15 protein-coding genes are annotated in these 14,423 nt (G+C 74.9%); 12 read left to right on the forward strand and 3 right to left on the reverse strand.

Annotated elements, in window-relative coordinates:
• Positions 1-31: 31 nt before the first annotated feature.
• From ACK586_RS16495 to ACK586_RS16505, 3 genes are read right to left on the reverse strand one after another with little or no spacing between them, the layout of a single operon-like run.
• Positions 32-1,855: a LysM peptidoglycan-binding domain-containing protein gene (locus ACK586_RS16495; protein WP_409331583.1), complete on the reverse strand. Its 1,824-nt coding sequence runs from the start codon at positions 1,853-1,855 to the stop codon at positions 32-34.
• A complete protein-coding gene (locus tag ACK586_RS16500) occupies positions 1,852-2,289 on the reverse strand; it encodes a TadE/TadG family type IV pilus assembly protein (RefSeq protein ID WP_409331584.1) in 438 nt (145 codons plus the stop codon). Before ACK586_RS16500 ends, ACK586_RS16495 begins: the two co-directional genes overlap by 4 nt.
• The gene (locus tag ACK586_RS16505; RefSeq protein ID WP_409331585.1) at positions 2,286-2,714 is read right to left on the reverse strand and encodes a pilus assembly protein TadE; all 429 of its coding nucleotides are present in this window, start codon (positions 2,712-2,714) and stop codon (positions 2,286-2,288) included. The genes ACK586_RS16500 and ACK586_RS16505 overlap by 4 nt, the downstream gene beginning before the upstream one ends.
• On the opposite strand from ACK586_RS16505, the gene ACK586_RS16510 reads away from it, so the two are divergent.
• From ACK586_RS16510 to heR, 12 genes are all read left to right on the forward strand, one after another.
• Positions 2,692-3,096: a tyrosine-type recombinase/integrase gene (locus tag ACK586_RS16510; RefSeq protein WP_409331586.1), complete on the forward strand. Its 405-nt coding sequence runs from the start codon at positions 2,692-2,694 to the stop codon at positions 3,094-3,096. The two genes, ACK586_RS16505 and ACK586_RS16510, sit on opposite strands and share 23 nt — an antisense overlap.
• Positions 3,097-4,432: 1,336 nt before the next feature.
• Entirely contained in the window at positions 4,433-4,795 is a 363-nt protein-coding gene (locus ACK586_RS16515; RefSeq protein WP_409331587.1) for a MarR family transcriptional regulator, read from the forward strand.
• 103 nt (positions 4,796-4,898) lie between these two features.
• A complete protein-coding gene (locus tag ACK586_RS16520) occupies positions 4,899-5,582 on the forward strand; it encodes a V-type ATP synthase subunit D (protein ID WP_409331588.1) in 684 nt (227 codons plus the stop codon).
• Positions 5,579-5,944 carry a hypothetical protein gene (locus tag ACK586_RS16525; protein ID WP_409331589.1) on the forward strand — a complete coding sequence of 122 codons (366 nt, stop codon included), beginning with the start codon at positions 5,579-5,581 and terminating at the stop codon, positions 5,942-5,944. Before ACK586_RS16520 ends, ACK586_RS16525 begins: the two co-directional genes overlap by 4 nt.
• A 13-nt stretch (positions 5,945-5,957) precedes the next feature.
• On the forward strand, positions 5,958-7,967 hold the full coding sequence (locus ACK586_RS16530; protein WP_409331590.1) for a V-type ATP synthase subunit I: 2,010 nt from the start codon (positions 5,958-5,960) through the stop codon (positions 7,965-7,967).
• A 54-nt stretch (positions 7,968-8,021) separates the two neighbouring features.
• Positions 8,022-8,243, forward strand: a complete 222-nt coding sequence (locus ACK586_RS16535; protein WP_409331591.1) for a hypothetical protein — start codon at positions 8,022-8,024, stop codon at positions 8,241-8,243.
• Between the two features lies 1 nt (position 8,244).
• Positions 8,245-8,838 (forward strand): V-type ATP synthase subunit E, encoded by a 594-nt coding sequence (locus tag ACK586_RS16540; protein WP_409331592.1) that lies wholly within the window; start codon positions 8,245-8,247, stop codon positions 8,836-8,838.
• Entirely contained in the window at positions 8,838-9,869 is a 1,032-nt protein-coding gene (locus tag ACK586_RS16545; protein WP_409331593.1) for a V0D/AC39 family V-type ATPase subunit, read from the forward strand. Before ACK586_RS16540 ends, ACK586_RS16545 begins: the two co-directional genes overlap by 1 nt.
• A complete protein-coding gene (locus ACK586_RS16550) occupies positions 9,866-10,243 on the forward strand; it encodes a V-type ATP synthase subunit F (RefSeq protein ID WP_409331594.1) in 378 nt (125 codons plus the stop codon). Before ACK586_RS16545 ends, ACK586_RS16550 begins: the two co-directional genes overlap by 4 nt.
• Positions 10,240-12,078, forward strand: a complete 1,839-nt coding sequence (locus ACK586_RS16555) for a V-type ATP synthase subunit A (protein WP_409331595.1) — start codon at positions 10,240-10,242, stop codon at positions 12,076-12,078. Before ACK586_RS16550 ends, ACK586_RS16555 begins: the two co-directional genes overlap by 4 nt.
• The gene (locus ACK586_RS16560; RefSeq protein ID WP_409331596.1) at positions 12,075-13,505 is read left to right on the forward strand and encodes a V-type ATP synthase subunit B; all 1,431 of its coding nucleotides are present in this window, start codon (positions 12,075-12,077) and stop codon (positions 13,503-13,505) included. Before ACK586_RS16555 ends, ACK586_RS16560 begins: the two co-directional genes overlap by 4 nt.
• 35 nt (positions 13,506-13,540) lie before the next feature.
• On the forward strand, positions 13,541-14,332 hold the full coding sequence (gene heR / locus ACK586_RS16565; RefSeq protein WP_409331597.1) for a heliorhodopsin HeR: 792 nt from the start codon (positions 13,541-13,543) through the stop codon (positions 14,330-14,332).
• Positions 14,333-14,423: the final 91 nt, after the last annotated feature.

Raw genomic sequence — 14,423 nt, forward strand, 5'->3', positions numbered from 1 at the left:
ACAGTGCCGCCGGGAACCTGTCACCAATCACCTACGAGACGACCGCGCTCGACCGAGCAGCGGCATAGGGAAGCCCTCCACGATCTCGGGGGAACCACACCGTGGAGTCCGCGATGCCGAGGCGGTCGGGCGCCAGGTCGGCCAGTTCGTTGCCGAAGTCGATGGTGGTGACGGTGAGCAGGTCCGACCAGCTGTTGACCGCGAGCTCCGCGGCGAGGTGCCGCGCGAGCTCTTCACGGCGCTCCGCCGGGCCCGCGATGGTGAGTTCGCCGTAGTGCTCGAGGTCGAGTAGCCAGCGCCAGTGATCGTCAATGCCGATGGTGACCAGGGTCGGATACGGGGCAAGGCGGGCGCGCGCTTCGTCGGGGTCGACGCCGGTGGACCGGTCGAGGCGCAGGGACCACCACAGTCCGGTGCCGTCGACGGTCCACGGGGCGGGCGGCGGCTGGTTGGCGGCCTCGGGGAGCCGGAGCTGCAGGTGGGTGGTGTTGAGCCGGGCGGCGGCGATGTCGGGCAGCTGGGCGTCGGGGTCGGTGGAGAGCAGGACGGCGAATTCCCGCAGGGCCCGGTCGAGTGCACGGTAGTCGGGCTGGCCGACGGCTCCGGCGGTGGCGATGACGGACTCGGTTGCCGCCAGGTCGGCGGGGAGCGGGGTCAGCCGTCGGCCGGGCCTGCGGTTGCGGAGGCGCTGCCGGCGGTGCGCGAGCCAGGCGGCGGCGATGCCGGCCGCGAGCAGCGCCCCGCTTCCGCCGAGCACGGTCGCCAGCCCGGACGTCGACTCCTGGTTGTCCGTGTCCGAGGTGTCGGATTCCGCTGTCGGCGCGGGGCTCTCGTCCTCCGGCACGGGGTCCGACGGCGGGGACGGTGCGGTGGATCGCGGCGCCTCCGGCTCCGGCTCGGGTGCCGGCTCGCTGACCTCCGTGGGTGGGACCGTCGTCGAAGGTGGTGCCGGTTCGCCTGCCGGGGGTTCGGCGGGCGAGGGCTCGCGTGGGGGCAGGTCGAGCACCTGGCCGGGGCGGAGCAGGTCAGGGTCGGTGAAGGTGCCGCCACCGGGCTGGGTCTCGCCCGCGTTGAGGTCGAAGATCGGCTGCCATCTGTCCAGCCCGTTCTCCTGGGCGATGCCGGTGAGGGTGTCGCCGGGCTGAACGATCACCTGCTCGGCGGCGGGTGCAGCCGCAGGGCCTGAGGCGTCGGGCGGGAGAATCAGGACCCAGCCGGGGCGGATGAGCGCGGGATCGGTGAGCGCGCCGCCGTCGGGTTGGGGCCGGCCGCGGTTGAGGTCGAGGATCTCCTCGAAGCGGGACCAGTCCCCCAGCTGGCGGGCGGCGATGCGGCCGAGGGTATCCCGCGGCTGGACGGTGTATGTGGGCCCTCCTGTAGGGGCCGCCGTCGGCTGGGCCGCGGGGCTGGGCACCGGCTCCGGGGTGGGCAGCGGTGCCTGGGTAGGCAGATGTGCAGCGACGGGAGGTGCGGCCAGCGCCGGCGCCGCGAGAAGGGGGCCGCCGCTCAGGCCGATGACGGTGGCGACCAGCAGGCCGGCCACCTGTTGAGGTGTGGCCAGACCGGGCAGTCGCAGCGGCGGGAGGCCGCGCAGCTGAGCGGCCAGCTCGACAACCACGGACAGTGCGAATGCCGCCCAGGCTGCCCAGCCGATGAGGACCAGCAGCCCGAGGAGGACGGCGCCGCTGTCCGGCGCGCTCAGGCCGGCCGACACCTGCGCCCAGGAGGGCAGCTCGTTGGGCAGGTAGGCGCCGCCGAGCTGCCACAGCGCGACCGGTGCGCCGAGCACGGCGGCGGCGAGGACGAGCAGCGCTGCGAGGCGGCGCAGCGGCTCGACGCTCGTGTGGGTGGTCACGGGTTTGCCTCCTCGTCGTCGGTGATCAGGTCGGCGGTGCCCGTGCCTTCGACGGTGAGCGTGGTGATGCCGATGAGTCCGAGGAACGTCGTGGGTTCGGTGACGGTGGTGGTCACGCGCAGGGTGTCGCCGTCGACGACGGTGACGGCGCCGGCGACGCCGTTGCGGTCGAGGTAGTTCTCGGCCGCGGCGATGGCGGCGGCCGGGTCGACCCGGATGACTCCGGCGAGGGCGGCGGCGATGTCGAGGGCCTGCCCGCCGGCGCGGGCGGCTTCGTCGGCGATGGCGTTGGCCCGTTGGGTGGCGGCGACCTTGGCGCCGCCGTCGACGGCCAGGCCGATGACCAGGAGGAGGGCGGGGACGAGGACGGCGAAGAACGCGCTGATCGACCCCTGGTCGGAGTCGGCCGCCAGGCGACGCTGTCGGGTGGTCATCGTTCGCGGAACGCGTCGAGCGGACTGGTGAACGACGCCTCGACGGTGACCGATCCGGGCAGGCCCGGGGCCAGCAGGTCGGCCATGCCGACGACGCAGCTGACGGTGACGGTCACGTCGGCCGGCTGGCCGGGGGGCGCCTGGAAGCCGGCGGTGTCGATGTCGACGGTGGTGCTCTGGCAGTGCAGGTCCTGGTCGATCAGCGCCTGCTCGGCGCGGGCCGCGGCGGCGGCGGCGTCGCCGCTGCGGGCCAGGGAGGCCTCGCGGGCGGCCGCGCGGGCGGCCTCTGCAACCGCACCTTCGGCGATCTGCGCGCGGCCGGCGACAACCGCGAACGACAGCAGCAGGAGCAGTGCCGGAGCCACCAGCGCGACGTTGCGCGTCGAGGCGACGTTGATTCGCGTGCCCGGCCGCGGCCTGGCCATCCAGGAGGCTCCGAAGACCACCGCCGGCCGGCGCACGATCGCCCTGCCGGAGTTCATCGTGGATCTGCTCCGCCGCCGTCGGGCGCAGGTGTCCGCGGGGGACGGTTCGGAGGTGGCCTTCCCCAGCCCGACCGGTCGGCTGCGGGACCCGCACAACACCAGCAGCACTCTGCGCCAGGCCCTCGACCGGGCCGGCTTCGACTGGGTGACCTCGCACGTCTTTCGCAAGACGGTGGCCACACGGCTGGACGAGGCTGGGCTGTCGGCTCGCCAGATCGCCGACCACCTCGGGCACAACCGGCCGAGCCTGACCCAAGACGTCTACATGGGCCGGGGCTTGGCCGCCCCGGAGGCGGCGACGGCGCTCGAGCGCGACCGCTGATCAGCCGACGGGCGACCATGCAGGCGCAGAGTCTTGGGATGCCGACTGAAACGAATCTTCGTCGTATGTACGTCGTGGCGGCCGCTGCGGAGGGCCAGTCAGGCGCCTGACCTGGAGAGATGCTCCCCCGACTGGACTCGAACCAGTAACCCTGCGATTTGATCTTGAAGCGTTGGGTGTAGTTGATCTGAGCTGAACGCGCAGGTCAGTGCCCGACCGGTGCGTTGGTTACGCCGGTTCAGGACGACTGCGTGCGGGAGTATTTGATGAGTAAGTGGTGCAGACCTTGCCGTCTCGCATGAACAGCGCGCCCCGATGATCGGTTCCGCTGCCGCCACTCTGCAGTACCTGCGCTCGAACGTCGGCGCCGCCCTCCTCCGAACGCGGCGGTGCCCCGTGTTGCGGCTCCACGAGCATCAGTACTGGATGGCTGGCGCGGGAGCCCGGTCACCGGCCAGCGCTCAGGCCGACGCGCGTGGCGGCGCAAGCGTGTTGATCGCCGCCAACAACGCCTTGAACGTCCTCTGGGCCACGCTCCGCAACGGGCCCATCTGCGACGAGCGAGCACCGCCCAACGCCCTCTCGCGTGACAGGCGCGCTAGAGATCAGGCGCCGTCGATAGCGGTTTCGGACGAGGCGGAGATCCTCGTAACGGAGGCCGCCGCCGACGGCCAGTTGCGCCGGTCAGGCAAACCCTGGGCGAGTTCGCCGTACGCGAACCGGGCCCTCGTCGTTGACACCGCTCTGACGGGCGACCGTGACGGCAAGGGGAGATGTCCTCACCCTTCGAGGCCGGCGATGCCCCCACCGAGCCGTCGCGCCGCGGATCACTTCTCCGCAGCGCGCGATCCGGGGCTCCGTCTAGCCCCCGCCCACCGACAGCGCGGCTCAGGACGGCGATACCGCTCAGGACAACGACGAGCCAGACCGCAACGACGAGCGAGGTGAGCGGGTCGGCCGTGGCCGCGAGAACGGACGAGGAGGCCGGTGTCGTCATCGCCCGTCACCTCCGCTCCGGGCGGGTTCGGAGACCGGCGAGCTCCGCCGGGGCCGGTGGTCCTCCCGCACGTGGTAGTCGAGGACTGTGCGGACGGTGAATCGCAGTCCGCAGAGGGGGCACTGGTAGGCCGCACCGCCTTTCGCGAGGGGTCGACGTCCCAACTCTAGCGAAGCTATTCTCGCGAATCAAGGTGGGGTTAAGTGAACCGACCGCAGGACGACCACGTCCCGCAAGAGCTCGGCACGAGGAGGGGTGTGCATGGCGACCGGCCGCACGAGGGTGGACCCGGTGCCGCGAGTCTCCTCGTCACCGACCTCGCCCCCACACCTTCCGGCGGTGGACGGGGTCGTGCGTCATGACTCCGTGGGTCGGAGCCATGACGCGGCCGGGCGACCGGACCGGCCGTGGGGGCTGCTGACACACCACGCGCACCTGCTCCTGGCGATCGCTCGCGAGCCCGATGCGCGCGTGCGCGAGTTGGCCGCGACCGTCGGCGTCACGCCGCGGGCGGCGCTGGACCTGCTGCACGACCTCGAGCGCGTCGGCTACCTGCACCGCACCCGCCGAGGCCGGCGCAACCACTACACCGTGCATCCCGACTGCGCGCTCGTCGACCCCGAAGCGGGCCTGGACAGCGTGCGCGACTTCCTGTCGGCCTTCGGGGATCTCGACCCGCAAGGAGCCGGGCGCTCCGATTGACACAAGAAGCACACTTCGCGTATTGTGCGTCTAAGGACGGCGGGGTGCCGTACCGATGCGGGCCCCGTGGACGCATCCTCCCACCTGACGCGCTGGAGACCGAGTGGACGCTCCGAGCCCCACCCGCAGCGAGTTGCTGGCCCGGCGGCGCCGGACCGCTCTCGCCCTCCAGGGGCGCGATCTCCTCCAGGACAAGCGCTCCGCCCTCATCCGCGCCTTCCAGGCGCGCAGCGCGGCACTGCTGCAGCGCCTCGAGGAGCTCGCGCGGAGCGCCTCCCGGGCGCACGACCGCCTCGACCGGGCGCGCGCGGAGCTCGGCTCGGAGCCGGTCGAGTCCGCGTCCTTCGGCGCTGCCGGGCGGGTCGGCGTCCGGCTGTCGGGCTCCGCGGTGGCCGGCGTCGTGGTCGTCGACGCCGAGCACGCCCCGGTCCGGCGCGGCACCGGCGGTCGCGGCTACGAGACGACCCTGGTCGACCCGCACGTCGACGCTGCTGCCGACGCCTACGAGGAAGAGGTCGACGCGCTGCTCGACCTGGCCGCCCTCGAGCTGACCGTCCGCCGGCTGGCCGAGGAGATCGCCCGGACCACCCGCCAGGTGAACGGCCTGGAGCACGTGGTCATCCCGCGACTGCGGGACGAGGCCCGCCGCATCGCGCTGGCGCTTGACGAGCGCGAACGCGAGGAGACCGCCCGCCTCAAGCGGGCCCGCACCCAGGCCCGGCGCCGAGCCGCGGCCCGTCCGCCCGGCCCCGGCCGGGCGCCGTCGATCACCGGGAGCCGTCGATGAGCACCGAGTCCCTGCGCGCCGTCCGGGAGCTGGAGAAGGAGATCGGCGAACGGCTCTCCGCCGCCCGGGGTGCCACGGAGCTGGTCGACCGCGCCGCCGCCGAGGCGCGCAGCCTGCGCGAGGCGGCGGCGGCGGAGACCGGTCAGCTCGCCCGTCGGCGCGAGGCCGAGCTCCTCGCCGCCGCCGAGCGCGACGCCGCGGCAGTGCGCGCCGAGGGTCGGAGCCGGGCCGCAGACCTGCGGGCGGCGGCCGCCGCCGCGGTCGAGGACGACGTGACCGCCCTGGTGGCGCTGGTCGCCCCCGGCGCCGACCCCGCCCCCACCGGCGCCGTCCCCGCCGACCACCGCGACCGGGAGCGGTGACGTGCTCGTACCTATGACCCAGCTGGAGATCCTGGGCCACCGCGAGCAGCTGGACGACGTCCTGCGCCGGCTGCAGCACGTGCGCACGGTCGAGGTGACCGACGCACCCGGCGCTGCGGCGCAGGACGAGCCGACCGAGCCGCCGGCGGCGGTGGACGGCGACCGGCGCGAGCTCGCCGGGCTCCTGTACCGCGCCGAGCGGCTGCTCGCCCTCGCCGCGCCGGCCGACGCCTCGCCGCTGCTGCCCCCGCCGGACGAGCCCGAGCCGTCCACCGCGCAGCTCGCCGAACTGGTGTCGCGGGAGGAAGCTCGCACGGCGGCCGTCCAGGCAACCCTCGAGCGGCTGCGGGAGGAGGCGGACGGGCTGCCGCGCAGCACGGCGTCCCTGGCAGCGTTGCTGCCGCTGGTCCCCGAGCTGGCCGAGCTCTCCGACGCCGAGCTCGCCGCGATGCACCTCACCCAGATCGCGCTCAGTCTCGACGACCCCGACGGGGCGGTCACCGCCGAGCTGCGCGGGCAGCTCGAGGAGTTCCTGGGCAGGAGCTTCCTGCTGGTCACCGCGCCGGTCGACGGCAGCGCCGTCGGCTGCCTCCTCCTCGTGCCGAGCACCCGCGCGGCCGAGGTGGAGGGGCTGCTAGGGCGCGACCGCATCGCCCGGGTGGACCTGCCCGAGGAGTACGCGTCCCAGTCCCTGGCCTCGGCCGTGGCGCGGATGCAGGGCCGCCTCGCCGCGCTGCCGACGGAGCTGGCGGAGGCCGAGCGCCACCTGCGTCACGCGCTGGCGGCTGCGGTGCCGGCCCTGCGCGCGGCGTGCGGAACCCTGGCCGCGCGCCTCGAGCGGGCGTCGGCCACTGTTCGGGTCGACCTCACCGAGCGGACCTTCGCCCTGCGCGGGTGGACGCCGCGGTCCCGCTCGGCGGCCGTGGCCGATGCCCTGGCCGGCACCGACCGACCGGTCGTGGTGACCGAGGTGCGCGCCCGCGACCGCGTCGGCACGCCGCCGACCCTGCTGCGCAACGTCCGGTTCTTCCGGCCCTTCGAGCGGCTCGTGGGCTTCCTGTCCTGGCCCGGCCAGGGCGGCTTGGACCCGACCGGCCTCATGGCGGTGGTCCTGCCGCTCCTGTTCGGCATCATGGTGGGCGACGTCGGCTACGGCCTGCTGCTGGTGGCCATCGGGTGGGGCATCCGCCGGCGGTGGGGCGTCCGCAGCCAGGCCGCGGACGACGGCGGTCGCATCCTGATCGCCGGCGGCTGGTGGTCGACGATCTTCGGAGTGCTCTTCGGCGAGCTGTTCGGCAACTTCGGCCGCTACGCCCTGGACATGCCGGCGCTGTGGTTCTACCGCGGCGGGCCCGCGGCCCTGGAGCCCCTGCTGCTGTTCGTGCTCGGCGTCGGAGCGGCCCATGTGGTCCTCGGCCTGCTGATCGGGCTGTGGACGGCGGTGCGCGAGCGCCATTCCGGCCACGCCCTCGAGCGCCTGGGCACCCTGCTGGTGCTGTGCGGGCTGTTCGCCCTCGCCGGCGCCGTCGTCGGCGTCCTGCCGGGCGGGGCCATCACCCCAGCGGTGGCCGCGGTGGTCGTCGGCGTCGTGCTGGCCTCGGTTGTGCACGGGGCGCTGGGCGCGCTGCTCGGGCCGCTGGAGGTCGTGGGGACGATCGGCAACATCCTGTCCTACCTGCGGCTGGCCGCCGTCGGTCTGGCCTCGGTGTACCTGGCCATCGTCGCCAACGAGCTGGCCCGCCAGGCCCCCCTGCTGCTCGGGCTGCTCATCGCGGTGTTCTTCCACTCCCTGAACCTCGCGCTCGCCGCGTTCAGCCCGATGATCCAGGCGCTGCGGCTGCACTACGTGGAGTTCTTCAGCAAGTTCTACGAGGGCAACGGCCGGGCCTTCGCGCCGCTCGGCGCGGACCTGCCCGCCCCGCAGGAACCCGCCCCGTCCCGACCCCCGGCAGGACCCGCGGCCCCCGCGGCCCAGCCGGTACCGGCGCCGGCCGAGCCGGTCGCCGGAGCACTGACCCGGTGAGCAACGTCGAACCGGCCGGCACCTGACCACACCCCAGCACAGGAGGAGATCAGCATGGAACTCGGACTGCTCGCCGTCGGCGCCGGCCTGGCCGTCGGGCTCGCCGCCCTGGCCGCCGGCATCGCGCAGGCGCGCATCGGCGCGGCAGCGATGGGCGCGATCGCCGAGAAGCCGGAACTCACCGGACGGGCGATCCTGTTCGTCGCGCTGCCGGAGACGACGGTCATCCTCGGCTTCGCCGTCGCGGCGATGATCATCCTGCTCCTCGGCGGCTGACGTGAGCCTCACCGACCTGCTCACCTCGCTCGACGAGGACGCGGCCGCCGAGCTCGACCGGGCACGGCAGGCGGCCGCGGACGAGGCCAGTCGCATCACCGGACAGGCCCGCGCCGAGGCCGACGCCGCCCGGGCGGAGGCGCTGGCCGAGGCGGAGCGGCGGGGCACCCGGGCCGCCGACCGCACGGTCGCCGCGGCCCGGGCGGACGCGGCCGCGCAGGTGCGGGCGGCGCAGGACGAGGCGCTGCGCGAGGTGCTCGAGCGCACCCGCGCCCGGCTGGCGGGCCTGCGCGGCACGCCGGCCTCCGGTGCGGTGCTCGAGCGGTGCCTCACCGAGGCGCTCGGCGCGCTCGCCGCGCCGGCCGTGGTGCGGGTGGACCCCCGGGACGCCGCCCTCGCCCGCGAGCTCGTCGCGCGGCACGGCGACCTCGGCCTCCGGACCGACCTCGACACCTGGGGCGGCTGCGTCGTGGCCGACACCGGGGGGCGGTTCGTCGACAACACCCTCGAGGCACGGCTCGAGGCGGCCTGGCCCGCCTCGCGCGCGGCGGTCGCCGCCCGGTGGGCAGCGACCGCCGACGGCGGGGGTCGGTGATGGGACGTCCGGACTTCGTCATGGGGAACACCCGGTTGCGGGCCCGGCGGGGTGCGCTGCTCGACCCCGAGCAGCTCGCCCGGCTGGCCGGCCGCGATCTGGCCGGGCTCGCCGCCGACCTGCGGACCACCGCGTACGGGACCGGGATGCCGCCCGGCCCCGTGGGCCGCCAGGTGCTGCTCGAGGCGGTCGAGGAGCGCCGGCGCGAGGCGCTGCGTGGGGTGCGCGCGGTCTACCGGGGCGAGGCGGCCGACGTCGTCGGCGTGCTGCTGTCCCGCTACGACCTGGCTGACACCCTCACCCTGCTGCGCGGGGCGGCGCACGACCTGCCCGACGACGACGTCCTGGCCGCGCTGCACGGGGTCGGGGCGCTGACCCCCGCGGCCGCGCGGCACGTGGTGGCCGAGGAGGCCGAGGCGGTCGTGCAGCGGCTGGCCGAGGCCCGGCTGCCCGACCCCGGGACCGCCGCGGCGGCCCGCCGGGCGTGGGAGCGCTACCTGCTGCACGGCGACCTGGCCGAGCTCGAGCTGGCCGTCGCCCGTGCCGCGGCGGAACGGGCCGACCGGCTGCTGGTCGAGGTCGGGCGGCCGGCCGCGCCGCTGCGCCGCTTCGTCGCCGCCGAGCGGGACGCGGCCAACCTGGTCGCCGCCCTCCGGCTCGGCCGCGCCGGCACCGACCCCACCGAGGTCCCCGCGCACCTGCTGCCGGCCGGCGAGATTCCGGTGCGGGCGCTCGTGGCCGTGGCCGCCGGCGGCGACCCGGCCTCCGCCGCGCCCGCCGAGTGGCGCGGCGAGACGGCCCGGGCCTCGACCGCCGGTGACCTCGCCGGCCTGGGCCGAGCGCTCGAGCGGCACCTGCTCACCGCGGCGGCGCGGGCCGGCCGGACCGGCGACCCGCTGGGCGTCGACGTCCCGCTGGGCTACGTCGCCGCGGTCGAGCTGGAGACCCTCGCGCTGCGCCGCCTCGTGCTCACCGCCCCGGTCGCTCCGCCGGCATCCACCCCGGCGGACGGCACCCGGAGGGCCGCGTGAGCGCCCCGGCTGCGGCGCCCCCGCCGGGCTGGCCGGCCGACCTGCTGGTCGTGGTCCCCCGCGACATGGCCGCCGGCTTCCGCCTCGCCGGCACCCGGACCGTCGCCGAGAGCGATCCCGCTCGGGTGCAGGAGCTCGTCGAGGCCGAGCTCGCCGCGGGCTTCCGCGGCGTCGTCGCGGTCGCCGAGCGGACCTGGTCCGCGCTGCCGGCCCCGGTGCGCGCCGAGTGGGCCGCCCGCACCGTTCCCCTGGTCATCCCGCTGCCCGCCGAGGACGACGGCGCCGCGGGCTCCCGCCGGTCCCGCATGCAGGAGCTGCTGGCCCGCTCGGTGGGCTATGAGATCACGTTCACCCCGGAAGGAGACCGGTCATGAGCACGGCGACCACCACCGACGCCGTTCCGCAGGTCCGCGAGGCCGACGGACCGCAGGGCCGCCTGCACCGCATCGCCGGCCCCGTCGTCACCGCCGTGGGCCTGCCCGGCGTCCGCCTCTTCGACGTGGTGCGCGTCGGCGCCGAGGGCCTCCCCGGAGAGGCCATCCGAATCGAGGGCGACCAGGTGACCGTGCAGGTGTTCGAGGACACCGCGGGCCTGAGGGTCGGCGACCCCGTCGTCTCCACCGGCGCCCCGCTGCTCGCCGAGCTCGGGCCGGGGCTGCTCGGCAGCATCGTGGACGGCACCGGCCGGCCGCTGACCGTGCTGGCCGGGTCGGCCGCGGACGGCGGCGTCGCCCGGCCGTTCATCGCCCGCGGCGCCGACCCGCCGCGGCTGGACCGCGAGCGCCGCTGGGACTTCCGGCCGGCGGTCGGCCCCGGCCAGCGGGTCGGCCCCGGGGACGTGCTCGGCACGGTCCCCGAGACGCCCGCCCTGGAGCACCGCGTGCTGGTGCCGCCCGGTACGAGCGGGACGGTGACCGCGGTGCACCCCGGCCCCGCCACGGTCACCGACACCGTCGTCGAAATCGACGGGCGGCCGGTGACGATGCGGCAACGCTGGCCGGTGCGCGACCCGCGGCCGGTGCGCGCGCGGCTGCCGCTGGACCGGCCCCTGGTCACTGGGCAGCGGGTCCTCGACGTGCTCTTCCCGGTCGCCGCCGGCGGCAGCGCGATCATCCCGGGCGGCTTCGGCACCGGAAAGACCATGACCGAGCAGGCCCTGGCCAAGCACGCCGCCGCGGACGTGGTGGTCTACGTGGGCTGCGGTGAACGCGGCAACGAGCTGACCGAGGTGCTCGAGGAGTTCCCCGAGCTGGTCGACCCGCGCAGCGGGGCACCGCTGATGCAGCGCACCGTGCTGGTGGCCAACACCAGCAACATGCCGGTCGCCGCCCGCGAGGCCAGCATCTACATCGGCATCACCTACGCCGAGTACTTCCGCGACCAGGGCTACGACGTCGCGCTCATGGCCGACAGCACCAGCCGCTGGGGCGAGGCGCTGCGGGAGGTGTCGACCCGGCTGGAGGAGATCCCGGCCGAGGACGGCTACCCGGCCTACCTCGCCTCCCGGCTCGCCGGCTTCTACGAGCGCTCGGGCCGCGTGGTCTGCCTGGGCGGCGCCCCGGACGACGTCAGCCGGGACGACGCAGGCGACGGCGACCGCACCGGATCGGTCACCGTCATCGGCGCGGTCTCCCCCGCCGGCGGCGACTTCTCCGAACCGATCACGCAGAACAGCCTGCGCCTGGCCGGGGCCTTCTGGGGGCTGGACACCGCGCTGGCCCGGCAGCGCCACTACCCCGCGATCAACTGGACCCGCAGCTTCACCCAGTACGACGTCGTCGGGTGGTTCGACTCCGAGGTGGACCCCGCCTGGTCGGAGCTGCGCGCATGGGCGCTCGCCCTGCTCCAGCAGGAGGGCTCGTTGACCGACGTCGTCGCGCTGCTCGGCGTCGAAGCGCTGGCACCGGAGCAGCGGGTGGTGCTGCGCACCGGCCGGCTGCTGCGCGAGGTCTTCCTGCAGCAGTCGTCCTTCGACGAGCGCGACGCGAGCTGCCCCCCGGCGAAGTCGGCGGCCATGCTGCGCACCCTGCGCGACGTGCACACCGCCATGACCGAGGCGCTGGCCCGGGGGGCCGACCCCACCGCGCTGGTCAGCACCGCCGCGCTGGGTGAGCTGGCCGCCATGAAGCAGTGGACGGCCGCCGACGCCGTCGCCGAGTCGCCCGCGCTGGCCGCCCGGGTCCGGACCGCACTGGAGGGAACCCGATGACCGCCGTCCCCGCTGCCGGCACCGAGCCGCTGTTCGCGGTCGGCCACACCGCCGTCGACCGGATCGCCGGCCCGCTGCTGGTCATCGACAGCGCCGACGACCTCGCCTACGGCGAGTTCGTCGAGGTGGAGGCGGCCGGCGGCGCGACCGGCGCCGGCCTCACCCGCCGCGGGCAGGTGCTCGAGGTGGATGGGTCACGGGCCGTCGTGCAGGTGTTCGGCGGCACCGCGGGCATCGGCCGGGAGGGCACCACGGTGCTCTCCCGCGGCCGGCCGGCCCGCACCGGCGTCGGCCGGGCCTACCTCGGCCGCGTGCTCGACGGCGCCGGCCGCCCGCGCGACGGCGGCCCGGAGCCGGTGCCCGAGGAGGAGCGCGACGTCGGCGGCCTGCCGCTGAACCCGGTGGCCCGCGACCACCCGGACGAGTTCATCGAGACCGGCCTCTCGGCGATCGACGGGCTGCTCACCCTCGTCCGTGGCCAGAAGCTGCCGGTGTTCTCCGGCTACGGGCTGCCCGCCGACGAGTTGGCGGCCCGCATCGCCACCGAGGCCCGGGTGCCCGGCGATGACGACGCCGGGTTCGCCGTCGTCTTCGCCGCGATGGGCGTGACCCGGCGGACGGCGGACTTCTTCACCGAGCGCCTGGCCGCGACCGGCGCCCTGCAACGCTCGGTGCTGCTGCTCAACCTGGCCGAGGACCCGACCGTCGAGCGCATCCTCACCCCGCGGGTGGCCCTGACCATCGCCGAGCACCTCGCCTACGAGCACGACCTGCACGTGCTCGTCGTCCTCACCGACATGACCAGCTACTGCGAGGCCCTGCGGGAGATCTCCGCGGCCCGCGAGGAACTGCCCGGGCGACGCGGCTACCCAGGGTACATGTACACCGACCTGGCTACCCTCTACGAGCGCGCGGGACGGGTGCGCGGCCGCGCGGGTTCGGTGACCCAGCTGCCGATCCTGTCCATGCCCGACGACGACATCAGCCACCCGGTGCCCGATCTGACCGGCTACATCACCGAGGGCCAGGTCGTGCTCTCCCGGGAGCTCAACCGCACCGGCGTGACGCCACCGATCGACGTCCTGCCGTCGCTGTCCCGGCTGATGAACGCCGGCATCGGAAAGGGGAAGACCCGGGAGGACCACCGGGCCGTCGCCGACCAGCTCTACGCCTGCCACGCCCGCGGCGTCGAAGTGCGGCGGCTGCTGTCGATCGTCGGCGAGGGGGCGCTCTCGGACGAGGACCGGCGCTACCTGGCCTTCTCCGAGGGCTTCGAACGCGACTTCGTCGGCCAGGGCGGAGGGCGCCGCAGCATCGCCGAGACCCTCGACACGGCCTGGCGGCTGCTGGCACCGTTCCCCGACGACGAGCTGACCCGCATCCCGCCGCCGCTGCGGGAGCGCTACCGCCCGGCGTCGGGCGGGTAGCTGGGACCACGCCGTACCTACCCGCGGGAGATGCCGTGAGCACCACCGCCTCAGCCGGGTCACAGCCGGTCGCGACGGGGGTGGACGAGGCCCGCCTCGCCGGGCTCCGCCGCTGGAACCTGGCGCTGACGGTGCTGCACGCCGCCCAGGCCGTCGCGGTGCTGCTGCTCGCCGGCAGCTTCGCGATCACCGTGACGTCGTCCTTCCCGGCCGGGCCACCGGGGACGGCCGTACCGGCCCCGGAACCGCTCGTCGACGTCGACGTCGGCGGGGCCATCGCCGTGTTTCTCGGCCTGGCCGCGCTGGACCACCTGGTGACGGCCACCGCGCTGCGCCGCCGCTACGAGGAGGGGCTGCGCCGCGGAATCAACCGGTTCCGCTGGCTGGAGTACTCGCTCAGCGCGACGATCATGGTGCTGCTGATCTGCGCCTACACCGGCATCACCGGTCTGAGCGCGCTGATCGGGATCGCCGGCGCCAACGTGGCGATGATCCTGTTCGGCTGGCTGCAGGAGCTGGTCAACCCACCCGGCCGCGCCCGCACGACGATGCTCCCCTTCTGGTTCGGCTGCGTCGCCGGCGCGGCACCCTGGGTGGCGATCACCGCGAACATCGTCGGCGCCGACCAGATCCCCGGGTTCGTCTACGGGATCTTCTTCTCGCTGTTCGTGTTCTTCATGAGCTTCGCGCTCAACCAGTGGCTGCAGTACCGGCAGATCGGGCGGTGGCGCAGCTACGCCTACGGCGAGAAGGCCTACCTCGTTCTCAGCCTGGTCGCGAAGAGCGCGCTCGCGTGGCAGATCTTCGCCGGCTCGCTCGCCACCTGACCGCCCGGCCGGCACGTGCCCGGCGCTCCCCTGCGCACCACACCGCCGGCCGCTCACCGGGCGTTGCGACTCCCCCAATCATGCGATACGT

The organism is Trujillonella humicola (assembly GCF_046233715.1).
Classification (GTDB): domain Bacteria; phylum Actinomycetota; class Actinomycetes; order Mycobacteriales; family Geodermatophilaceae; genus Trujillonella; species Trujillonella humicola.